This window comes from Paramicrobacterium fandaimingii, assembly GCF_011751745.2.
In the GTDB taxonomy this organism is placed as follows: domain Bacteria; phylum Actinomycetota; class Actinomycetes; order Actinomycetales; family Microbacteriaceae; genus Paramicrobacterium; species Paramicrobacterium fandaimingii.
Window position 1 is genome coordinate 2,272,793 of the sequence record NZ_CP061170.1, and the last position, 23,614, is coordinate 2,296,406.

15 protein-coding genes and 1 tRNA gene are annotated in these 23,614 nt (G+C 63.5%); 5 read left to right on the top strand and 11 right to left on the bottom strand.

From position 1 onward, the window contains the following. Nucleotides 1-24 precede the first annotated feature (24 nt). Together HCR84_RS10980 and HCR84_RS10985 are read right to left on the bottom strand one after the other, a co-directional pair. Nucleotides 25-2,544 carry an ATP-dependent Clp protease ATP-binding subunit gene (locus tag HCR84_RS10980; protein WP_195706635.1) on the bottom strand — a complete coding sequence of 840 codons (2,520 nt, stop codon included), beginning with the start codon at nucleotides 2,542-2,544 and terminating at the stop codon, nucleotides 25-27. A gap of 127 nt (nucleotides 2,545-2,671) precedes the next feature. Then, a complete protein-coding gene (locus HCR84_RS10985) occupies nucleotides 2,672-3,235 on the bottom strand; it encodes a mismatch-specific DNA-glycosylase (RefSeq protein ID WP_166981049.1) in 564 nt (187 codons plus the stop codon). Between the two features lie 72 nt (nucleotides 3,236-3,307). Here HCR84_RS10985 and HCR84_RS10990 point away from each other — a divergent pair, with 72 nt between their 5' ends. Continuing rightward, nucleotides 3,308-4,867 carry a molybdopterin-dependent oxidoreductase gene (locus tag HCR84_RS10990; protein WP_166981047.1) on the top strand — a complete coding sequence of 520 codons (1,560 nt, stop codon included), beginning with the start codon at nucleotides 3,308-3,310 and terminating at the stop codon, nucleotides 4,865-4,867. A 23-nt stretch (nucleotides 4,868-4,890) separates the two neighbouring features. Here the strand turns inward: HCR84_RS10990 and HCR84_RS10995 are convergent, their stop codons facing one another. After that, nucleotides 4,891-5,286, bottom strand: coding sequence for a VOC family protein (locus tag HCR84_RS10995; RefSeq protein ID WP_166981046.1), 396 nt, complete (start codon nucleotides 5,284-5,286; stop codon nucleotides 4,891-4,893). 59 nt (nucleotides 5,287-5,345) lie between these two features. Beyond that, nucleotides 5,346-5,939: a TetR/AcrR family transcriptional regulator gene (locus HCR84_RS11000; RefSeq protein ID WP_166981045.1), complete on the bottom strand. Its 594-nt coding sequence runs from the start codon at nucleotides 5,937-5,939 to the stop codon at nucleotides 5,346-5,348. A gap of 68 nt (nucleotides 5,940-6,007) precedes the next feature. Here HCR84_RS11000 and HCR84_RS11005 point away from each other — a divergent pair, with 68 nt between their 5' ends. Further along, on the top strand, nucleotides 6,008-7,219 hold the full coding sequence (locus tag HCR84_RS11005) for an FAD-dependent monooxygenase (RefSeq protein WP_166981043.1): 1,212 nt from the start codon (nucleotides 6,008-6,010) through the stop codon (nucleotides 7,217-7,219). Nucleotides 7,220-7,270: 51 nt separating this feature from the next. On the opposite strand, the gene HCR84_RS11010 is transcribed toward HCR84_RS11005, so the two are convergent. The 6 genes from HCR84_RS11010 to galU form a co-directional block, all read right to left on the bottom strand. Then, nucleotides 7,271-7,343 (bottom strand) — tRNA-Ala (locus HCR84_RS11010). Nucleotides 7,344-7,431: 88 nt separating this feature from the next. Further along, complete coding sequence (locus HCR84_RS11015; RefSeq protein WP_166981042.1) at nucleotides 7,432-12,699, bottom strand: cadherin-like domain-containing protein; 5,268 nt, start codon at nucleotides 12,697-12,699, stop codon at nucleotides 7,432-7,434. Nucleotides 12,700-12,774: 75 nt separating this feature from the next. Beyond that, on the bottom strand, nucleotides 12,775-15,483 hold the full coding sequence (locus tag HCR84_RS11020; protein WP_166981040.1) for a helix-turn-helix transcriptional regulator: 2,709 nt from the start codon (nucleotides 15,481-15,483) through the stop codon (nucleotides 12,775-12,777). A gap of 9 nt (nucleotides 15,484-15,492) precedes the next feature. After that, on the bottom strand, nucleotides 15,493-16,515 hold the full coding sequence (locus HCR84_RS11025; protein ID WP_166981039.1) for a large exoprotein: 1,023 nt from the start codon (nucleotides 16,513-16,515) through the stop codon (nucleotides 15,493-15,495). Between the two features lie 68 nt (nucleotides 16,516-16,583). Beyond that, nucleotides 16,584-17,246, bottom strand: a complete 663-nt coding sequence (locus HCR84_RS11030) for a GNAT family N-acetyltransferase (protein ID WP_166981038.1) — start codon at nucleotides 17,244-17,246, stop codon at nucleotides 16,584-16,586. A 39-nt stretch (nucleotides 17,247-17,285) separates the two neighbouring features. Further along, nucleotides 17,286-18,179 (bottom strand): UTP--glucose-1-phosphate uridylyltransferase GalU, encoded by an 894-nt coding sequence (gene galU, locus HCR84_RS11035; RefSeq protein WP_166981036.1) that lies wholly within the window; start codon nucleotides 18,177-18,179, stop codon nucleotides 17,286-17,288. Between the two features lie 79 nt (nucleotides 18,180-18,258). On the opposite strand from galU, the gene HCR84_RS11040 reads away from it, so the two are divergent. Genes HCR84_RS11040 through mscL form a run of 3 tightly spaced genes read left to right on the top strand, consistent with a single transcriptional unit; the run spans nucleotide 18,259 to nucleotide 19,523 of the window. Continuing rightward, entirely contained in the window at nucleotides 18,259-18,846 is a 588-nt protein-coding gene (locus HCR84_RS11040) for a 5-formyltetrahydrofolate cyclo-ligase (protein ID WP_166981035.1), read from the top strand. Nucleotides 18,847-18,852: 6 nt separating this feature from the next. Beyond that, nucleotides 18,853-19,092 carry an FmdB family zinc ribbon protein gene (locus HCR84_RS11045; protein WP_166981034.1) on the top strand — a complete coding sequence of 80 codons (240 nt, stop codon included), beginning with the start codon at nucleotides 18,853-18,855 and terminating at the stop codon, nucleotides 19,090-19,092. A gap of 41 nt (nucleotides 19,093-19,133) precedes the next feature. After that, a complete protein-coding gene (gene mscL, locus HCR84_RS11050; RefSeq protein ID WP_244972466.1) occupies nucleotides 19,134-19,523 on the top strand; it encodes a large conductance mechanosensitive channel protein MscL in 390 nt (129 codons plus the stop codon). A 311-nt stretch (nucleotides 19,524-19,834) separates the two neighbouring features. On the opposite strand, the gene HCR84_RS11055 is transcribed toward mscL, so the two are convergent. Next, nucleotides 19,835-23,599: an AAA family ATPase gene (locus tag HCR84_RS11055; protein ID WP_195706636.1), complete on the bottom strand. Its 3,765-nt coding sequence runs from the start codon at nucleotides 23,597-23,599 to the stop codon at nucleotides 19,835-19,837. Between the last annotated feature and the right edge of the window lie 15 nt (nucleotides 23,600-23,614).

Genomic DNA, 23,614 nt, shown 5'->3' on the forward strand with positions numbered 1-23,614 from the left:
CGGAGCCGCGGGCGTCTTCGTGGCCTATGCCGCAGTAGCCACGCGATGCCGCTGGGCACGCACGACAATCTCACCGCCCGCGACAGTCACCTCGACGTCGTCACCATCTCGAAGACTGTCGTCGACAAGCAGTCCGGCAATGCGGTCGTCGACTTCACGTTGAATGAGCCGCTTCAGCGGACGTGCGCCGAACTCCGGCTCGGAGCCATGTTCCGCAATCCACGCGATGGCCGCTTCATCGATTGCGAACCCGTGGCCCTGCGCCGTCACGCGCTGCTCGGTACTCGCGATGAGATGACGGACGATCTCCTTCAGCTGCTCGGGCCCCAATCTGCTGAAGAGAACAATCTCATCGATCCTGTTGAGGAACTCGGGGCGCATGGACTCGCGGAGGCGCCCCATGACCCGTGCGCGAACGTCAATCTCATCGTGCCCGTCTGCGACGAACCCCATCGGTCCGCTCTTGCTCGACAGAAATTCCGACCCGAGGTTCGACGTCATAATGATGACGGTGTTTCTGAAGTCGACAGTTCTCCCTTGTCCGTCCGTGAGACGGCCGTCGTCGAGCACCTGCAGCAACATGTTGAAGACGTCCGGGTGCGCCTTCTCGATCTCGTCGAGAAGCACGACGGAGTATGGGCGCCTGCGCACGCGCTCCGTGAGCTCCCCCGCTTCGTCGTAGCCGACGTATCCGGGGGGCGCTCCCACCAGCCGTGAGACGGTGTGCCGCTCTCCGAATTCGCTCATGTCGAATCGGACCATGGCGTCGTCTGTGCCGAAGAGAGAGGTGGCGAGCGACTTCGCGAGCTCGGTCTTACCGACCCCTGTCGGGCCAAGGAACAAGAAGCTTCCCACCGGCCGACGCTCGTCGCCCATTCCCGTGCGGCTGCGACGGACAGCCCGTGCCACGGCCTCGACCGCATCGTTCTGCCCGACGACCCGCTTATGAAGGTCACCGTCCAGCTGTGCAAGCCGCCCACGATCTACATCAGTCACGCGATTCACAGGGATCCCAGTCGCCCTCGCAATCACGGCGGCGATGTCTGCCTGCTCGATCGTCGGGCGCACAGAGTCTGCTGCAGCCGTGACCGCTGACTCTGCCTCCACGATCTTGTCTCGAATGCGCGACGCCTGCTCGTAGTCCTCACGCTCAACGGCCTCAGCTTTCTCCGCTTCCAGAGAGCTGAGTTCGTCGCCCAGCGCATCAACGTCGACGGCGGCGCCATCGGCGAGCCGTTTGCGAGCGCCGGCCTGATCGATGAGGTCGATTGCCTTGTCCGGCAGGAAGCGATCCGTCATGTACCGTGCCGAAAGCTGCACCGCCGCGCGGAGCGCTTCGTCGGTGTACGTCACGGCGTGGAACTGTTCGTATGCGTCCTTCAGCCCGTCAAGAATCGTCACCGTGTCGTCGATGCTCGGTTCGCCCACGACCACCGGCTGGAAGCGCCGGGAGAACGCCGCGTCCTTTTCAATGACGCGGTACTCCGACAGCGTCGTCGCGCCGATCAGGTGAAGATCGCCGCGGGCGAGTCGCGGTTTGAGAATGTTTCCGGCATCCATACCGCCCTCACCGCCGCCGCCGGCCCCGACGACCGTGTGCAGTTCGTCGATGAAGACGATCAGTTCATCGGTGCGCGCGGTGATCTCATCAAGCACCGTCGTGAGGCGCTCCTCGAAATCGCCACGATAGCGAGTGCCGCTCAGCATGGCCGCAACGTCAATCTCGATCACCTGCTTGCCCCGAAGCTGCACGGGAACCTCGTCTGCAGCGATCTTCTGGGCCAGCCCCTCGACGACGGCAGTCTTTCCGACCCCCGCTTCCCCGATCAGCACCGGATTGTTCTTTGTGCGTCGCGAGAGAATCTCAACGGCTTGCTCGATCTCGTCGTGGCGCCCAATGACGGGGTCAATGCGTCCCGCGAGCGCTTCTTCGGTGAGATTTCGGCCGAACTTCTCAAGCATGGGGCTTTCGGATGCTGTCGAGCTGCCCTCGTCCGTCGAGATGCCCGCAGGCGACTCGCCGTTGGCGACGGCCTGCAGTGCCGCGGGAGTCACGCCGACCTTCTGCAGAATGCGGGCGGCGGGCGAGTCTTCGCCCAGCACGAAGGCGAGGAACAGGTGCTCAGGGTCGACGTACGTCGACCCAAAACCGCGCGCGACTTGGTACGCGTCGACGAGAAGACGACGGCCAGACGATGTCAGGGAGGGAAGCTGCTCCCTCTTCTCGTCATGCGCAGCGGGCAGACTTTCTTCTGCGGCCCTCGCGACGGCCGCAGGATCGGCGCCGGTGCCTCGAATGGCATCGGCCGCGGGCGACTCCTCGGCCATCACTCGCAGAATGTGCAGAGCGTCGACCTCGTCGTGCCCATGCTCCATGGCGAATCGCGCGGCAACGTTCAGCACGTCGTGCGTTCGCCTGCTGAGCAGACGGGTGATATCGATCGAGCGACTGGGCTGTGCCGCTTGCTGGCCCCGCAGGTAGCGAGCCAGAAACTCATCGAATGAGCGAGGATCCGAGCCGACGGGTCCGAAGTATGCAGCCAATGTGCTGACCTCCCGGTTGAAACTTGAGTGCCTTTGACTCAATGCAACGCTGGGCGCGGTCATTCATTCCCGTGTGAACGGTGTTCTCCACGAGCGAACCAGCCACGCGCTCTGGTGCAGCCGAGTTTCAGACCACGCCGGCCGAACGCGCGGGCTGCGCGTATGAGGCTGCGAGAGTCGACACCGTCTCGTGGGCGTTCAGGCCGCTCGGGTTCGCAAGCACCCAGAGCTCGGCCCCGCCCAACAGCACCTCCTGCTTTCCTGCGAGCGCTTTCGGACGATCGAACCCGTGACGGTAAGACGTGAGACCCACCATTGCCACAACGCGAGGATTCCACTGCGCAACGCGCGCCTCGAGGGCATGTGCGCCTTCGCGCAGCTCGTGCCGGGACAGCTCATCAGCGCGCGCCGTCGCGCGCCTCACAAGATTTGTCACGCCGAGACCGGCATCCGTGAAGCGTCGCCGATCCGCGTCGTTGAATCCCGACGAGAACGATCGTCCGGCATCGTAGATGCCCGCCTCCCGCAGCGCGGGGAAGAAGCGATTGCCCGGGTGCGCAAAGGGGGTCTGCGTCGCCGCAGTCCACAGCCCCGGGTTGATTCCGACAAAGAGAAGTCGAACGCCATCGGCGACGAGGTCGGGAATGACGGCATCCCTGAACTGCTCGAGTTCAATTTTCGTAAACCTCATCACGCCATTATCCAGTGCAGGTTTTCTGGCCCCGATCAGAGAACTCGCGACAACTCGTTCTATCGTGGCGTCGTGACGTTGAAAACGAAGCTGTTCTGGTCTGCTCTCGCTGGCGTCGCCAGCGCCGCCGCTGGTCTGGCAATTGCTGAGGCGATAGCGCTGGTGATCGCTCCCGCCAGCAGTCCGCTCATCGCCGTCGGATCGCTCGTGATCGACCTCGCCCCCACGTGGGCGAAGGACTTCGCCATTGCGGCCTTCGGAACGAACGACAAGATCTTCCTGCTCACGCTCATCGTCGTGCTCCTCACTGCGCTTGCAGCGGGAGCCGGGGCCCTTCAGCTCTTCACTGCGCCGTGGGGTCTTGTCACATTCGGCGTCATCGGCGGCATTGCCACGATCGCGGCGACGACCCGCGAGCAGTCCCTCGCCTCCTGGGCGATTCCCTCCGTCGTCGGCATGCTGGGCGCCGCGCTGATGCTCTACCGCATCGTTACGAAGCTTGGTGTGTGGACGGCAACTGCCCAGACCGTCGCAGCGAAGGGCGACCAGCGCGCCAGCGGAGTGTCTCGACGTGACTTCTTTGTCTACATCGCGAGCACAGCCGTCGGTGCGGCCGTCATCGGAATCGGCGCGCGAACGGTGAACGCAACGACGATCGCCGCTGCTGCGGTTCGCAAGGCCATCAAGCTGCCCACCCCTGCACTCGCGGCACCGGCCATTCCCGACGGCGCTGCTCTCGACGTTCCGGGAATCACGCCGCTCATCACCCCGAACGCGGACTTCTACCGCATTGACACTGCACTGCAGGTTCCGAGCATCGACGCCTCCGACTGGAGCCTGCGCGTGACCGGCATGGTGGAGGAGCCTTTTGAGATCACGTTCGACGAGCTGCTCGCGTTGCCTCTCACCGAGAGAAACATCACGTTGATGTGCGTCTCGAACGAGATCGGCGGTGACCTCACGGGAAACGCCACCTGGCTCGGATATCCGCTGCACAAGATCCTCGAGCGGGCGAAGCCTCAGTCGGGAGCAAACATGGTGCTTTCGCGCAGCATCGATGGGTTTACGGCGGGCACACCGCTCGATGTTCTTCAGGAAACGGATCGCGATTGCCTGCTCGCTGTCGGCATGAACGGCGAGCCGCTCCCTCTCGAGCACGGCTTCCCCGTGCGCATGGTCGTTCCGGGTCTCTATGGCTATGTTTCGGCAACAAAGTGGGTCGTTGAGCTCGAGCTCACAACGTACGAACGCTCACGCGCATACTGGACGGATCGCGGTTGGTCAGCGAAAGGACCGGTCAAGACCTGTTCGCGCATCGATGTGCCAACCGCACGTCAGACCCTCGACTCGGGAACGATTGTGATCGCGGGCATCGCCTGGGCCCAGCACACCGGAATCGAGGCCGTCGAGGTGCGCATCGATGGGGGCGAGTGGATGCCGGCTCGGCTCGCAGCGCCGATCTCTGACGACACGTGGGTGCAGTGGGCCCTCGACTGGGATGCTTCGTCAGGCGCGCACGTCATCGAGGCCCGCGCCACGGACAAAGACGGAACAGTGCAAAGTGGCCAGTTCGCTCCCGTCGCGCCCAATGGCGCAGAAGGCTGGGATTCCGTGCGCCTTGACGTCGCGTAGACGAACCTCGTGCCGCGTTCGCGTCAGAGTCCCAGGGCATCCAGTTCGGGCTGACCAGTCAAGATGCAGAATTCATTGCCCTCAGGGTCAGCAAGCACCACCCAGCCCGTCCCATCCGGGCGAATGAAGTCGGCAACGTGCGTCGCTCCGAGCGCACGCACTCGATCGACTTCCGCACGTCGCGTGACGTCTGTCGGCCGCAGGTCGAAGTGCAGCCGGTTCTTCACGCTCTTCTTCTCGGGCACCTCAATGAAGAGCACCCTCACGGCGCCGTCCGGGGAGATGATCAAACACTCCTCGTGGCCAGGCAGATTCGGGTCTTCGCTGTCTTCACTGTAACCGAGAACCTCGCTCCACCATCGCGACTGGGCGTAGGCGTCGTGGGAGTCAACTGATGTGTGCGAGATGCGAAGTGCCATAAGACGACACACTGCCATATGTGTTCCTCGAAGGCGAGGAGCACCGCATCGCGACCGGTTCAGCGACTGAAGAGCCGGGTGACGAGATCGGTGTTTTCGCGGAAGGTCGCGCGCAGCAGTTCCGCACTGGTCGGGTCCTCCGCAAAGGCCGGAAGCTGAAGCGCGAGGAGCGTGCTGACCAGCATTCCGTTGCCGAGAAAGGCGGTGGCGCGGTCAGAGGGCAGCCCCACCTCATCGCGCAGAATCGCGTAGATGCGCAGAAACCCGGAACGAGCGACTGCGCCGATCACGGGATCGTGGCCAAGCGTAAACAGGTGCAAGAGCGTCACGAGTGTGCCCCGGTCCTCAGCGAGACGCATGTACGCCTCCCCCAGCCGCGGTTCGATCTTCGCGTCCGCGACGTCATCAGCCCCCGCAACGACCGAACGGAAGGCGTCGGCGACCCGCTCGACCGCGCGCTCGGCCGTCGCGACGAACAGGGCCTCCTTCGAGCCGAAAGTTCGCACGACGTATGCCTGGCTGATTCCGGCGACCCGGGCGATGGCATCTGTTGTCGCGGCTGCATAGCCACGTTCGCCGAACACCGTCGCGGCGGCATCGAGGATTGATGCTCGCCGCTCTGCGGCGGGGAGGCGCGTGCGGATTTCACTCATGTCTCGAGGTTATCAGTGAATAACGTGTTATGTTGTAATTCACTGATAACTTATTTCGAGGAGGCGTCATGAGCGGCAAGGTCATCATTCTGGGTGGGGGCATCGGCGGACTGTGCGCGAGCATCGCACTGCGGCAAGCCGGGGTCGACGCGGTTGTCTACGAGCAAGCGAAGCAGTTCGACGAGGTCGGCGCGGGCATCCAGGTCTGGGTCAAGGGAATGGAGGCGCTGCGACAGCTCGGCGTCGCTGACGCGGTGCGCAGTGCGGGCGCGGAGGTGCGCGCTCACCGCTTCTTCAACGCGGCAGGCACGCCCCTGTACTCCGCCGACCTGGCGGGCTTCGCACGCCAGCACGAGACACCGATGCCGGTGATGATCTCACGCGCGGCGCTCGTTGGCTCCCTTGCTGCCGGTGTCGATTCCGAGACCGTGCATCTCGGGCGTCGTATCGTCAGCGTCGAGCACGCGTCCGACAGCGTGACCGTGACGTTCGAAGACGGCACAAGCGACCAGGCCGATCTGCTGATCGCGGCAGATGGGATCAACTCGATGACGCGATGTCAGCTGTTTCCCGATGTTCGCATCCGCACTGCCTCGTATCGCTACGTTCGCTCCCTCGTGGCGCATCCTGCACCGGTCGGACAGAACGTGTTCGCGATGTTTCTCGGGCGCGGAAACCGAATCGCCGTTGGCGACTGCGGCGACGGCATGCTCTATTGGCTTGTCGGAATGAAGAACCCGACTGTACCGCTCGACGGCGATCCGGGGAGGCTGAAAGCCGACCTTCTGCGCCGTTTCGCCTCGTTCCCCGAGGGAATCGCCTCTGTCATCGACGCCACCCCGGCAGACACGCTCATCCACCACACGGTACGTGACCTCGACCCGATCGCGAGGTGGGGCAAGGGACGTGTGATCCTGCTGGGCGACGCCGCGCACGCGACGACACCGAATCTCGGACGCGGGTCGGGGCAGGCAATGCTCGATGCCATCACGCTCGCCGACCTCCTGCGCACCGCAGACCTCACCGACGCCGGACAGCTGGGCCGTGTACTCGACACGTACAGTCGTGTGCGCAAACCCGAGGCTGAGCAGCTGCAGAGAACCTCGCGGAGCATCGGCAACATCACGTCGTGGAGCAGCCCTGTGATGGCAATGTCGCGTGACGTCATCATGAAGACCATCGCCGGACGACGGCAGATCGCGGGAATCGAAAGGCAATTCGCCGAGACCGCTGCCATCCGGGCATTGAGCGGCGAGTCGCAACGACCAGCCCACAATTAAGTGAACGATGTCTCGCGACATATATGAAGTATGTCGCGAGACATCACAGTGTGGACCCAGGGGGATTCGAACCCCCGACCTCCTCATTGCGAACGAGGCGCGCTACCAACTGCGCCATGGGCCCGTGGACGTCTTCGAGATTATCACGTCAACGCAGGTCAATCGTGCACGGTTCCCGTGCATGCGGGCTCGAGCATCGTGCGCGTGGAGTTTCAACGCCGCGAAAGCCGGCGTCGTCGCGACCCCGCGAGCAGTGCACCCCCGATCAGCAGAAGCACAGCCCCGATCATCGTCCACCTAATCGGGCTCACCGATGGCCCCGTGTACGGCAGCGCACCCGCAGCATCGTTCACCGACCCTCCGTTGCCTTCTCCAGATTGGTCGGATGCCGCAGGAGCCTGCGGTGTGGGAGTCTCTGAGCCTCCCGGCCCGTCGTCACTCGCCCCCGGATCGCCGGGATCATCGTCGGAGCCATCCCCCGGCCCGCCGGTGTTCGACTCGGAAACGACAAGTGTGAAGCTCTGATCCGTCGCGCCACCCTCTGCCTCCGCGGTCACGACGAATGTGTAGGTTCCCGCTGAACCCTCCGGTGGGGTTCCGACGAGCGTGGCTGCAGACGACGCAGCGGCCACACGCATCGACGTCGCGCCTGGTTGGGTGATCGACAGCCAGGATGGCGCTCCGTCGAGGCCAAATGCAATCGGGCCGTCACCGGTCGCGGTGAGGGTGAATGTGCCATCCTCACCCACAGTGAATTCTGCATGATCTGTGCTCGTGATAACTGTTGGCACTGCCTCTGGCGGCGCTTCACCGACGAAGCGAATTGTTGCGGTTGCTGTCACTGTTCCGTCGCTGACCCTGTAGGTGAACACATCGTCGACGCTGCCGTCAGCAGGCGGCGCATACACGAAGGAACCGTCTGCGTTGATTGTGAGCTGACCGAGGTTCTGCGTTACCGCAGCCGATACGGTCAACTCATCGCCATCCACGTCAGAATCGTTGCCCAACACCCCGGCATCGGCGCTTACATCGAGAGACGTACCCGCTTCTGCAGCGTATGCATCATCGGAAGGCATCGGCGCATCGTTCACTGCCGTGACGGTCAACGTTACGGTCGCGGGCTCCGAAACTCCCTCCGCAGTCAGCGCTTGGTACGTGAATGTGTCGGTACCAAACCAGTTCGCCTCAGGCATGAACACGAAGGCACCGGTTGCCTCCAGCACCAACGATCCATTTTCCGGACCATCGACAAGCACAACGGTCGCACCGGCCGAGTCGTTCATGGCGACCCCCGAGCCGGCATCGACGCTCAGAGAAGCATCCTCTGCCCCGCTGTATTCGTCGTCGCCTGCGGTTGGCGCCTCGCCTCCCGCAGCCGTGACGACAATGGTGACAGTGGCCGGTTCTGAACGCGCCCCCGACGCGTCCTCCAGAACGTATTCGAACGATACCGTCCCGACGAACCCGGCCTCTGGCGTGTACGAGAGACTGCCGTCGGTGCTCAAAGTGACCGCTCCCGATGACGGGTCGCTTATCTTCACGGCCGTCGGTGCATCAGTACCGCTCTCGTTCCATGCATCATTTGCCCGAAGTCCGGACTCAGCGTCCACCGTCAATGCCGTGTCTGCCGCTGTCGAATACGCGTCATCATGTGCCGTCAACTCGGCTGCTGCGGGATGCACCTCGATGGTCACCGTAGCGGGCCCCGTCACGCCGCTGCTGGAGGCGACCTTGTATGTAAAGGTTTCTGTGCCGGCCCATCCTGCGTCAGGCGTGTACTCGAATGAGCCGTCGGCGTTGAGCGTGACGGTGCCGTGCGAGGGAAGAGTGTCGACAACGGCGGTCAGATCAGTTCCCGCGTCGTTGTCAAGGACTCCAGGGGCGCCAACAGTCAGAACAACGTCTTGTTGCGCATCGAATGCGTCATCGACGGACTCGGCAGGCGGATTTTCCGTTCCGGTGTCGGCGAGCACAACGATCTCTGCCGTCCCGGTGCTGGACGCCGTGCCATCAGAGGCTGTGTACGAGAACGTATCAGTTCCCGAGAAGCCACCTTCTGGCGTGTACACGATCGCTCCGTCTGCGGCGATCGTGATCGTCCCGTGTGCTGCCTCGTCCACGAGGGTGGCCGTCAGCGCATCGCCGTCGATATCGGTGTCATTGCGCAGAACGCCCTGGTCGGCGTCGAGCGTCAGAGTCTTCCCCTGATACACGCCAAATCGATCGGCGTTTGCAATCGGCGCGTCATTCACCGCCGTGACAGTAATGGATGCCGTCACGTCGACGCTGCTCGTGCCGTCACTCACGGTGTAGCCGACGGTGACCGTCCCGGTTGAGTTCTTGGCTGGATCATACGTGAACGTGCCGTCGTCGTTGACATCGATCGATCCCGCGCCCGGCTCAGAAGTCAGAGCAATCTCAAGACCGCTGCCGTCGAACCCGCTCGCTGAGCTGAGAAGCCCGTCGGCCGGGTCGTCGATGACGAGTGGCACGTCTTCATCTGTCGTGTAGGTGAGATGCTCCGCTGCGGGCACCTGGGTTGAACGGACAGTCAGTGTTGCCTTGACCGGAGCGGTGTCTGCTCCGTCGATATAGGTATATCTGAACGAGTCAGTTCCGACATATCCTTCGCTAGGCGCGTAGCTAAACGACCCGTCCTGCTTCGCGATCAGCTCACCGTGCTCAGGCTGCTCGGTGACCTTCAGTTCGAAGCCCGTCGTCTCGCTGTCGTTGGATCGAAGCCCGTCGTTTGCACCAACTGTCAGAGTGGTGTCTTGATCGAGCACGTACGACTCCCCCGCAGCATCCACATCACGAACGTCAATTGTGACGGTCGCAGTGTTCGAGAATCCTCCCGCATATATTTTGTATGTGAACGTGTATGTAGCCGGGTTGATCGGGAGTTGGATCGAGAACGTTCCGTCGTCGTTCACATCGACACCGAGTTCGTTGTCTTCCACGACGACCGTCGGGTCGTCTGGCACGCCCGTGTCGTTGGCATAGATCCCCTCATCGACGGAGTTGATGGTGAGCAGGGTGCCGGTCGCCGCGATGTAGTTGTCGTCATACACGACGGCCTGTCCGACGACGTGGAAGGTCACAGTCGAGGCGGAGGAAATATTGCCCAGCCCATAAAGGAACGTATCGTCGCCCACGAAGCCTTCCGGCGGCGTATACGTGAACGTACCCAGCTCCGGATCAATATTAGTTATCGTTCCCGAAACGGCCCCCAAGGGGAGGAAGGCAAGACCGGATGTGTCGACGTCATAACCGGGCCCGACACCGGCATCATTTGCAAAGATTCCGTAGGTGGGCGCGATCGTCAGGCTTGACCCTTCAGTCAGCTTGTAGTTGTCTGCGGTCAACACCGGCTCGCCCAAGTACCGTGTCTCGATGATCACGGCGAGTTCTGCCGTTTTCCCGCCCGGGTCAGTTCCGGTGACACTGACCGTGCTCTGTGTTAGTTCGATGCCAGCGTTCAACGTCACAAACAGATTGCCAAGGTCGATCTTCGTCTCAGCGACAGCACCGGAGTCCGTCTCAATCTCGGCACTGTAGGTCAGCGTGTCTGGAGTTTCGGCGTCATCAAAGTAGTGATCGAGCTTCACAGACACTGTGTCTCCGGCTTCGCCGCGAAGGTACACGGGTGACGCAGCGATCGGAGCAGTGTTCGGCGGTGTCGTGCCGTCGCGCTCATACGCTCCGATGTCGCATCCGGATGCCGGTCGCACAACGCCACGCTGATCGGTATCGCTGGCTCCGCATGCGGCTTGCCCAACGAGTTGCGAGCTGTTCGTCGGCACGTAAACCCGCGTCGTCCCGTCTCCAGGCAGATTGTAGCTCGGGTCAGCATCTGTCGCGTCAGCCTCAAGATCGTCCTCGGCATACACGACATCGCCGTCTGCTCGGTCAACACACGCGCCGTCCGTCGCCTGAGCCGACAGTGCGTTGTGCCCATCCGACACCACGGAGCTCTCGCACTGCCAGGGAGCCACAGCTGTATCGGTATTCAGAATTACCGAGTTTCGTGCGACGACGCTGTTTGAAAGCGTGACCGCCGCCGTCTGCCCCTGTCCTTTCTGCGACCAGATGTCCGGCGAGCGCTTGTCGTCGCCGTCTCTGATGTTCGTCGTGTTCTCGACAAGGGTCGACGTTGAGATCTGCACTCCGCCAACTGTGTTGACCGTTGTCGACCAGGCATTGCCACCGTCGCCTGTTGACGCGCTGTTCTCCGCAATCGTGCTGCTGGTCATGGTCAGCGCGGCACCGAACGTTCGAATAGCCGACGTTGCCTTTCCGCCGATCCCGTGAGTTCCCTGCGGACCCGTTTCGCCATTGTCCGACGTCCAGACGCCTTCATTACCGGTTCCTGTCTGCGGGGGGAGCCATGACGCGCAATCCAAGCTCATGCCTACGCCGCCTTCGCCTCCGTCACCGCCAACGTTCCCATTGCCACCGGACGCTGAGTTTGATGAGAGCTCAGTATTGGTTATCGAGATGCTTCCACCGCGCGCGTATACCGCTGCAGCGGCTTCGCCGCCGACGCCGCCTCCGCCTCCCTGGCCGCCGTCGTCTCCGTCTGTGGGCTCCGGGTCTGGGCCCCCGAACGAGCACACGCCTTGCTCGCCCGGGGCACCAGGCCAGCCGATTCCACCCACCCCACCGTCGCCTCCGACGGTGAGATTTTCGGAGATGACGCTCCGTGTGATGACCATGGCCGACCTGTCAGAGTAGATGGCGGAGCCTGCAGCTTCGCCTCCGGTTCCACCCGTTCCACCGATGATCGATGGTCCACCCTCACCGCCAATCACTCGATTGTTCGTGATGACGACGCGGTTCAGAGTGACCCCCGCACCAGCCACCGCACGAATAGCACCACCGTGAGCAGCACCGCCTTTCTTGCCCGAATATGCGTCCGGCACCCCCGTGTTGCACGAATAGGGTCGGTCGCCGATATAGCATGCAGCGGTTCTACCTGATTTACCGGTGGCACCTGTGACGGAGCCGTGCTGCAACACCACATTGCTGATGTCGACGTCAGCTCCCGAGATGTCGAGGAGTCGGAATTCGTCTCGACCGTCGATGACGTTGCCGTTGCCGCGAATCGCGACTGGCGACGTGATCGTTGGCGTCGCCGAGAAGAGCGGAGCGTCAACCGTGAGGACGATAACGTCCTGCTCATTGTTCGGATCGCCTGAAGCACATCCGCCGACCGAGGTGTTCGTGTTGGCTGCGCGAATCGCGTCAGGCAGGTGGCAGCCGTTGGGGTTGTGATTCCAGGTCCCCTGCACTTCGTACTGCGTGCTGTCAACGATAATAATGTTTCCCGCTGGCGCGGCACTCGCTTTCTGGGGCGGGCTGGTCACCATAAGCAAGGCCCCCGCGAGAGCTGCAACGGCAACGACGGCACCGTAGCGCACAGCGAGTCGGGCACGCCGATCCGCCACAACCTTCGAACGAGAAGAAGCCCGCAGAACCATTGGCCTACCTTTCCAGTGCCCACACAGACTCTGAAAAGGCTACTGACAGCAGCGACAGCCACCCTCAGTAGTCAGTTACGGAACTCTTCCCGATCGGTGTCCCTCGTTCGGGGCACCCACATGCCGGCCCACAAGGCCGATGACGGGAAGATCGGCGCGGCGCGAGATGCCGATCTTGGAGAAGGCGCTGTACAGATGAGATTCGACAGTGCGCACTGACAACACGAGGCGTTCGGCGATCTCACTGTTATGCAGTCCGGTGGCAGCCAGAGAAATGACTTCCGTCTCACGCGAGCTGAGCTTCACAGACAGCGACGGTGTCGCGCGAAATCGCTCGTCGATGCCTTCACATCGATCCCACCACCCGCGACTGCTCTCTTCTGCGAGCAATGCTTCCACCCGGCGATCATGTCGCTCAAAAGCAGCTGCCGCTTGTCCGCCTGCCTCCGCTGCCTCCAGTAGGGCACCGTCATCTGCCCACTGCGAGGCGAGACGGAGCAGGGCATCTGCGTCGTCGCTGGCAAGGGCAGCTGCGTGCTCAGCCTGCCGCCAAACGAGCGGGGATTCGACAGACGCTGCGATGACGTCGAGTTGCTGTCGAAGAGCAATCGGTTCCGCCCCGAACCGTAGCGCGCTGTGCAGAAGTTCCGCCCGATAGAGCACGAACTCGTCCGAGCGAGCCGCGCCCTCGAGACAGAGATCGACGGCGTCGGCTCGCCGCCCATCGACCATGGCGACGAATGCCTCAGCGAGCACAAAATCACGCGTGAGGCGCGCGGTCTTTTTGTTCAGCCGGAGACGCCTACTTTCGGCAAGCGATGCACGGGCGGCGCTCCCCTCCCCCGCGAGCGCCTGGGCCTGACTCAGAATGGCGAGAGCCCACGGCAGAGCATCGCCAACGTACGCTTCGGACATCGCAGCGACAGCATCCAGAACACGCTGGCGCGCGCTCGACACGTGACCATGCCTGATCAGCGAAGCCCCAAAGATGATTCCCGCGAGACCGCGCATCACCGGGTCGCCGTCGCGGAGCATATCGACATATGATGCGCCGAACTCCTCAATGACCGTTCCAACGTGACCGTCAAGCAATTTGCACATCGCGGTTTGATAGCTCGCAGTCGCTGGCGCTCGCTCCAGCAGCGGTTCGCCACCCTCGGCGAGTGCTCTCAACCTGTCGAGCATCCCCTGCGCTCGTGTCATGTTCCCCTGGTGAGCCGCAGCCTCTGCGGTGTTCTCCAAAGAGATCATGAGCGCCAGACTGTCCGGTCGCTCGGCGTCAAGCACCGGTCGAGTCGCGTTTTGCGCTTGGGCGAGCTGACCGCGATCGATCAGAAGATTGGAACCGAGTGCCCGGGCGAGATCACCGAAATGAGGCGCGAATCTCTCGAGCAGCTGTGCCGTGCTCACGTCATCACCGAGACCCTGATAGAGAGCGAGGTACTGCCCCATCAGGTGCCGACGCTGCATTCCCTCGTCTCTCGAACGCAGAACCTCGGACTCCGTCTGGGCAAGCAGCTCAGCGGCTTCGGAGAATCGTCGGAGGCCGATGAGCGCCGTCGCCAATGCGACAGGGGACGCCGGGGCAGAACGGACCGCTGCTTCCTGCGCCAGCCGCTCCGCGAGCTCAAAATCGTACACATCCGACGCCGCCAGAGATGCAGTGACCAGATCACTGCCGCTCATCTCAGCACCCGCGTCGAGCCTCCAGGAGGCCACGCGGCTCTGCTGATGCACGTCGTCGGCACCGTGCGCATCGGCTAACCGAGTCAGAAGCTGACGGCGTTGCAGGGGGCCCGCTCGGGCACGGATCGCCTCTCGATACATGGGCTGCGCAAGCTGGATCGTTGCCTCGTTCGCTGTCGGCCGATCTCTCGAAGTGAAACCGTCGCCGTCGAGTCCCACACGCACAAGGCCTGCTGCTTCCAGTCGCGCAGGAATATCGATTCCCAAAAGCGTGGTGCATACGCGTAGGGTCAGCGGCTCACCGAGCGCGATGAGGACGAGTGCTTCGTGCTCATCGGCGCGCAGGCTGCCCAGCTGCTGGTCAATCAGATCGTTCAATGCCGGGTCGACCTCTACCCGGCCATCCCATATCCAGACATCGTGATCGCGGTGGAGCGCCCCGGTATGACGCGCTTGTTCCACAAGGTGCCGCAGATAGAGCGCGTTTCCCCCCGTGACGTCGACGAGGCGACGTGTACTGTGCGTGTCAATGGGCCCGTCGAGCACCTGCGAGACGAGATCAGCGACCTCGAGCGGACTAAACGGTGCGAGATCCACTCGAATGACGTGCTCATCTTTCCAGAGCGCCGTGATCGAGTCGGGCGGAACAGCGCCCCGACGCACACCGACAAGCACAGTGATCACGTCGGCCATCGTCAGCCGAAGGACGAGAGCCGCACTTGCCGGATCGAGCAGGTGAGCGTCATCGATAATGACAAGCGGTGGTGGCGTCTCAGGCGAAGAGTCTCCAAGCTCGTCGACACACCGGCGAAAAACTGTGCTGCGGGTCACGTCGGCGGGCGACGACAGCAGATGCGGGGCAATGCTCAGCGGCGATCGTGATGTCGAACGGCTGCACGCGATTGTGATCACTCGGGTGCGGTCCGCGGCTATCCGTTTTCCGACTCTCCGGAGGAGATGGGTCTTGCCCACCCCAGCGTCAGCAATGACGACGGCCCCTCGCTTCGAACCGATACCCGAGCGAACTGCGCTCATCACCGTCTCAAACTCGACGGCACGACCGAAGAACGGCCAGGGTGCCACTGCCGGCGTGATCACATCGCTATGCTATCCCGCGGCCATCCGGCGACGCAGCAGGTCGGCGGCGAGAATCTCGCCCTCGTCGACAATCCCCATCGACGCGTACGGAGACGCCTCGGCCGGCTGCTGCACGGAGCGCTGTTCGTCTCTGGCGGCACGGCGTTCGTCGATCGATGCCGCCTGAGGCTGACGCCCGTTCGCCTTCTGCGCCATCGCCTCGGCGATCGCTGCTTCCCGAAGTCGTGTGCGTGACGCCTCTGCGGCAAGTGTCGCCGCGGCAACAGAACCCTGGGACAGGTGAAGCGGCTTTGGCAGCGAGGTTGGAGTCCACGTGCGCTCGACTGTCGCCTTCTCTTCTGCCGTCAAATCTGCATCGAAGATCTCGCGCTCGACGGGGCGCGCCATCTGCGGCACAGTCACCGTTCGCGTCACGCGCGACCCGACGGTCGCCATGCGTCCGAGCAGCGCGATCGAGGCGACGACTCCCCCGGCGGAGATTGCCGGCAGCGCCCACGCCCCCGTTGAGACCGCTGTGATGCCGGTCACAGACGCCGTGACGCCGCTGGCCGCCGCGAACAGTGTCGTAGCGAGTCGTGCGCGCCTTCTCGACCGCATGAGTCGGGTCTTCGCACGGGCACGTGCCTGTTCGGCTGCCGCACGCTCTGTCGCCTCCGCGGCCTGAGCTCGCGCTCGCGCAGCCGCCGCTCGGGCATCTGCTCGTGCCCGCAGCGCGGTCGCCTGCGACTCGGCACGTGCGGTTTCGACAGCGGCGCGACTCTCTGCTTTGCGAGCCGCAGCCCGTTCCGCTTCAATGCGCTTGAGCCGCTTCTGCTGCGCGGCAACTTCACGCGCCGTGGCTTCGAAGCGAACCTCGTCTGGCATCTCAGAGGTTTCGGCGAGAATACGAAGTGTCTGCTGCAGCCTCACGGAGTTGCGTTCGGCTGACATGTACTCGTGTCGACGCACCCATGTGGGAATGAGGTAGACGAGCCAGAGCACGGCTGCGATCGCGAAGACAATTCCTCCGCTGAGAATTCCACCGCCAGCCATGCTCCCCAGGCTACGGGGCAGATCCGGGCAAACCCGTCATTGCCTCGGTGTGTCCCGTCAGCTTCGCGTCAGCGGTTCGGGAACGTGCGCAGCGGCATCCCCGCCGCGCGCCTGTCGGCATCGGGAATCACACAGGCATCGGGCGCAACCCTGTGAGAGAGCCAGCGCGAGAGGATCGACTCGTTCAGCTCTTCTCGCACGAGCGCGAAGCAGAAGTGATCCGCCCAGTCGCCGTTGATGTGGATGTAGCGGCGGCGCAGCCCCTCGTACCGAAATCCGAGCTTCTCGACGACGCGAAGGCTTGCGCCGTTCGACGGGCGAATGCAGATCTCCATGCGGTGAAGTCCGAGTCGCTCGAAACAGTAGTCCGTGATGAGCGCGACGCCCGTTGGCGTCACATCGCGCCCGGCAAACCGCTCAGTCACCCAATAGCCGAGCGTCGCCGACGACACAGAGCCGTAGGTGATTCCAGAAACGTTGAGCTGGCCGGCGAACTCGCCGTCGTACTCCATCACCAGCGGCAGGCCGGTGCCCTGTCTCGACTGAGCGAGAAGGGAACGGATGCTGCCGCGCACGTCGAAGCTGCCGGCACCGTTTGGGTTCGACGCCTCCCACGCGCGCAACCAGCTTCGATTGCCAAGCAGCTCGCGCTCAAGCACCTTCGCATCACGCACTTTGATCGGGCGCAGCCCAATTCTGCCGTGCTCAAGCGTCGGGAGCGGAGCCACCATCGGTCTTTCCTCCTGCCGTCTCCGGCACCAGGGCGAGCGTCAGTCGATGTCTGCCGCGAAGTCTTTGAGCCAGGGCTTCAGTGCGGGGCCGAGATCGTCGCGATCCATGGCCAGCTGCACGATCGCTTTGATGTAGTCGAGGCGGTCACCGGTGTCGTAGCGGCGACCTCGGAAGATCACCCCGTACACCCCTCCGGCGACGTCGTCATCTGCTGCCATCTCTTGAAGCGCGTCGGTGAGCTGAATTTCGCCGCCCTTGCCCGGCTCGGTGTGCTCGAGAATGTCGAACACCTCGGGTTTGAGCACGTAGCGTCCGATGATCGCGAGGTTCGACGGCGCGTCTTCTTTCGCGGGCTTCTCGACAAGACCCGTCACCTTCACGACATCGTCGGTGTCGGTCTGCTCGACCTGCGCAGCGCCGTACAGGTGAATCTGGTCTGGGTCGACCTCCATCAACGCGATGATCGTGGCGTCGCGCTTCTCCTGCTCGGCGATCATCGTCGACAGAAGCGGGTCGCGAGCGTCAATGAGATCGTCACCGAGCAGCACAGCGAACGGTTCGTTGTTCACGTGCGCGCGAGCGCGAGCGACAGCATGGCCGAGCCCCTTGGGGTCTCCCTGACGCAGATAGTAGATGTCAGCGAGCTCCTGCGACTTCACCACGCGCTCGAGCTTCTGCGTATCGCCCTTCTTCTGAAGGTTGAGCTCCAGCTCGGTGACACGGTCGAAGTGATTGCTGATCGCGTTCTTGTTGCGGCCGATGATCATCAGAACGTCCGTGAGATCCGCACTCACGGACTCTTCGACGACGTACTGGATCGCCGGCTTGTCCACCACCGGGAGCATCTCTTTCGGAAGAGCCTTCGTTGCCGGCAGAAAACGCGTGCCCAGGCCGGCTGCAGGAATAACGGCTTTTCGAACTCTTGCTGTCATGGATCTAGAGTAACCGTCAAGCGCCCGCTCCGGGCCCTGTTGCCGCGCGCGACACGCCCACCCAGCTTAGAATGACGCCATGGCCGCCACCGCAGACAAGGCGAAGCGCGCGTTGCGTGCCGAGATTCGCGCGCGTCGCCGGAGCCTCTCCTCGACGAAGGCTGCGCTGGCGGGTGAGGGTCTGCGTCGGAACCTGCAGACTCTCGTCACCGCCCGCGGAGCGCAGTCTGTGTCGTGTTATCTCTCCACACCGACGGAGCCCAGCACACGTCCGTTCGTCACCTGGGCGCTGGCGCACGGCATCCGTGTTCTCTTTCCGATCAGCCGCGACGACGGCCTGCTGGATTGGACGGCCGGAGAGCAGGGCGGCGAGGCCACGGGCCTGTGGGGAATTTCGGAACCCGCAGGCGAGCGACTCGGCCCGCGAGCGATCAACGACGTCGACCTGATTCTCGTTCCGGCCAGCGCCGTTGATACTCAGGGAACCCGGTTAGGATGGGGCCGCGGCTATTTTGACAAGACGCTCGGCTCGCTGGAGAAACGTCCACCGGTGTATGCAGTGGTCTTCGACAACGAGGTACTGCCGGACGTACCAAAGGAAGCTCACGATCAACCGGTCAACGGCGTCGTGACTCCGAGCCGCATCCTGGATTTCTCGTGTGACTGAAAGACCATGCCCACTTACTCCTATCGTTGCACGGCGTGCGACAACGCCTTCGACATTCATCAGCAGTTCTCTGACGCCTCTCTGACGGAGTGCCCGTCGTGCGGAGGGCAGCTGCGCAAGGTATTCGGCAACCTCGGCGTCACATTCAACGGCACGGGTTTTTACCGAAATGACTCCCGATCGGCCCCGAAGCCGGTATCCTCAAGCTCAGCATCGGATTCCGGGGGAAAATCCGCCGGCTCATAGCGAGGGGGAACACCGTGCTCAAGGGGTTCAAAGAATTCATCATGCGCGGCAACGTCATGGACCTTGCCGTCGCGGTCGTGGTTGGCGCTGCGTTCACGGCAGTGGTCACGGCGCTTGTCGACAACTTGATCAATCCGCTCATCGGCCTGCTTTTCAACGCCGACAGCCTCAACACGGCGCTGATCGTCGAGCTCGGTGGGGCGCAGTTCAAGTTCGGTGCCGTTATTGCGGCAGTCATCAGCTTCCTTGTCGTCGCCGCCGTCGTGTACTTCGCGTTCGTTCTGCCGGTGAACAAGCTGCGCGAGCGCGCCGAGGCGCGCCGGAACGCCGGCGTCGTCGATGAGGACGCTCCCGTGACAGAGATCGACGTTCTGACCGAAATTCGTGACCTTCTGAAGACCACGGACAAAGACACGGGGAAGCACGTCTAACCGTGGTGCGTGGTGCCGCGGCTCTCTCCGAGGGCCGCGGCATTCCCCGTTAAACCACGACGGCCACACGCTGGCCGCGTGCGTCGGCTCCCCGGGACGGCGTCATCCCCAGTGAGGCGGTTTGTCCGCACGCAGCCGTCGGTCGTTGCCCGACTGATCGTCACGCAATGCCTCGTCTGACTCGCTCTCCGAACGCGCACGACCGCTCTCCGGTTGCGGATCCGTCCCCGGCGCGGCGGGCAGCGTTGCACGTCGCCCGCCACGGGAACGCACAATGCGTCGTGGAGCAGGCTCAGGATGCTGCGCCACGCTCACGCCTCGAATGTGGGCTGCGGTGCTGTGTCGATGAGCTCGGCCGCGCGTTCGCTGCCAGGATCTGCCGGCTGCGTCTCGGGGGCGCCGACGATCGACATCACCTTGCTCGCCACAGCGACAGGGTCGCTGAACAAGTCGAAGCCGTGCACGCGAAGATAATGCCAGCCGAGGCGCCGCAGCACCTCGGGGCGCAGCCGCAGCGACTCGCGAAGCGACTCTGCCGCCACCTCGACGTCAGACTCGACGACAATCGCACGATCGCGGTAGCTGGCGACAAGCGCGAGCTTGCCGCGATAGCCGATCTCGACTGACAGTCCGTTTCGGTAGAGGCGCTCGGCAAGGTCGAGCATCATCGGCTCGGCTCCATCGACAACCGGCGGGCGAGGCGTCCAGCGGGGCGGCTCGCGCAACAGCTGGGCAAGCGCAGCGATGCCGTGCTGCATGCGCTCCGGGTCGATGTCTTCCGGGCGAATGCACGTGACGATCACCATCGAACGGCGGGCGCGCGTCATGCCGACAGCGAGCAGACGGTCTCCCCCAGGCTCACCGAGAGTGCCGAACGTCGAGAGCACCCGACCGTGCGGCGTGACGCCGTAGCCAAGCGAGAAGATCACGCGGTCGCGGCTCTCGGCCACCGATTGCTCAAGCGTCAGCACGGTGAACGGCTCTGCCCTCTCGCGCAGGATGAACTCAGACAGGTCGGCACGACGGGCGAATGCCGCGAGCACCGACTGTTGAACGCGCGTCGCATGGCGCTGGCTGGCTGTGATCACCATGAGCGATTCGCGTGGGCGGTTCGTCGCGTGCTCGAGGACGAGATTGACGACGCGCACGACTTCGGGGTCGACGGACTCGACGGTTCCCGTGTCTGGGTCGGGCATTCCATGCCCGTTCGCCACGTAGTCGAGCGTCAGGCTTCCGTGCCCGAGGAAAGATCCGGCCCAGGGAAGCGAGTCGATCTCGCCACCGTAGAAGCGCTGGTTCACAAGCTCAGCCAGGTCTTCGCCGCCGGCACGGTAGCTGCGCGTGAGCGTGAGCTGTGGCAGCAGGTCAGACAGACGCGCGAGTGCCGAGTCGGCGTGACGCGACTCCACGTCTTCGGCGAGTGCCGCGTCTGTCGCGGCATCCGACACCGCTGTGTGGAACGGCGTCGGGCTCTGGGTGACGGTGTCGCCGAACGCCACGACCTGCTTCGACCTGCGGATCGCTCCGACGTTCTCGGCGATCGTCGAGGCTCCCGCATCCACGAGGAAGACGGCGTCAAAACGGATGCTGTCGGGAATCTGATGAACCTCGTACGGCGAGGCGAGCCACACAGGCGACAGTGCGCGAGAGAGGTGAGGAGCGACCTGCTCGAGTTCGGGCGGCGTCACTCGAGGAACCGATTTGAGAAGCGAGCGAAGATCGCGTGCCTCTTCTGGCCAGTCAACGAGCCCAATGCGCCATGTCTCAGCGAGCAACCCCGCGAGCAGCTGCCCCGACGCCGACGCGTGCGCCTCATCGACGAGGCGCAAGTCGGACTCGAGCCGGTCGATGACCTGAGTGTTCGCGCCGAGCAGCGATCTGTCTGTGGCAAGCGTGTGCTCGAGCGCTGACTGCCACCACGCGAGCTCGAGCTCGTCTGTCACCCGCTCGGCGGGAACGTGGCGGTTCGAGAGATCGGTGAGCAGCGGCGTCAGGCCGGCCTCGCGAAGTTCGGTGATGAGCGTCGTGCGCTCCTGCAGGTTCTCCATCACGGTCGACTCGGCGGCGAGCCCAGACATCACGCGCACGAGCGACCGAATCGGAAGCGCGGCAAGACGATTGTTGTGATCGGTGCGCCCGAGCGGCACATCAAGCTCCGCCAGGTCGGCGAGCACCTTCTGATGGGCGACATGCACATCGGCGATGCCGAGGGGCACCTCGGGTGAGATTCCGGCGTCGACGTAGCGCTGAAGCAGAATGCGCTGCTGCTGAATGCGGCGGAGGGATGCATTCATGTCGGCGATGTGCACACCGGGCCGCACGTATTCGCGCGCGAGCTTCTTGAGACGACGGCGGTTGCCGCTGGACATGCTCGATGCATCTCGACGGCTTCCCGTTGCCGCGATGAGTTCGGCAAGCGACCTGTCGAAGACGGCGGGAAGGAACTTGTCGAGCGTCTCGCGAATGTCAAGCATGAGCCGCAGGTAGACTCCGAGCTCGTCGATGCTCTCGAACGGGCGCATGCGCGTCTGACCGATCAGCTCGTATGCCCTCTCGAGCAGACGCGGAAGGTCGATGTTGTTGATGCGCTTTGCCAGCTCGTGGGCCTGCTTCGCCTCGGGGGTCGTCTGGAAGTTCGCGCCGTACCACGGCGAGTCGTCCGGACCGTACTGAAACTCTCCGAGGGCGGCAGCCTGTGCGAGCGACTCGGCGACAGAAGCGCGCCCCGTCGACAGCTTCGCCAGCGACGCGTAGCCGAGCCGAGCCGTCGTCGACGGCGGTTTCGGCAGGTTCGACAGCGCCGTCAGAGCGCTCAGCATGTCAGAGACGGTGACACCGAGCGCCGGGTCTTTGTGGGCGAGCCCCGTGCGGTAGTCGAGAAGCACCTTCCGCAGCCGAACAAGTGCGTCATCGATGTCGGAGACTTTCGGGCTCGTAGCCTTCTCGTTGCGCGAGATCGCCTGAACCACGTCACGACGCAGCGTCCGCGGGTGCGCCGCGAGGCCAGGCAGCCCGACTCCGTTAAGCCGATGACGGATGCCGTCGAGCGTCGACTTTCTGGGACTGACGACAAGCACGCGCTTATGGCCCGATACCAGCGCTCCGAGCGCATTGACGATGGTCTGGGTGCCCCCGGTTCCGGGAAGCGTGGAGACGACGACCGACTGCCCCTCGGTGATCTGCGCGATCACGTTCTCCTGCTCGGCATCCGAATCGAGAAGCAGCGTGTCGGTCGAAGGGCTGCGCTCGTCAGAGCCGACGGCGTCGACAAGGCCGGTTCCTGATTCGAGAAGCCGACGGGCGCTTGCATTGCCGGCGAGCGCGTCGAGCATCGGATGATCGAGCTCGTCGGCATCCCGTCGCATTGCAGCGCCAACGGCGCAGAACGACGAGACGACAAGCCGCGGCTGAACGTTGAACCAGTCGAGGTGGCTCGTGAGCCCACGCAGGCTGTCGATAACGGGCTGCGGCTTGAAAACTCCCTCTGACATTGCGAGGGCTTCGAACGCCCGAGCATCCAAGTGAATGTCGAACTGATCCTCAAGCGCGCGGGCGAGTTCGGGGTTGAGCGTGATCGAACCGGTGAGCTTGAGCTCGTAGTCGTTGCCGTAGCGGCGAATCGCCACGGGGCGAAGCAGCACGGGAGCGCAGAAGTTCTTTCCGCCGTGTCGCCAATGGGCGAGCCCGACAGACAGGTGCACGGCCTCGAGCCCGCGAACGGTGCGCAGCTCGATACCCTTTGTCGTGATGAGGTCGGCGGCGACGCGAGCGGACCGCAGGGCGACGTCGTCGCGAATCAGGTTCGACAGCAGCGTTGAGTTGCCCGTGATGAACTGCGGAAGACTTCCCGGGTGCGCTGCGCCCAACTCGATGCGGTACTCGCGCTCGTCATCGAAGTGCAGCAGGGGCGATACGCCGCCGATCTCAGAGAGGTCATCGCGCCAGCGTTGCCACTCGTCGTCTGCGACGTTTCCCATTTCGACCGTGGGATCCCCCATCGACATCTGCTGCGGTTGCGTCAGGTTCGGAGCAAGCTCAAGTGACGAGTTGCCGTCTGACACTGCTCTCTCACTCATTCTGTCACGCCTCCA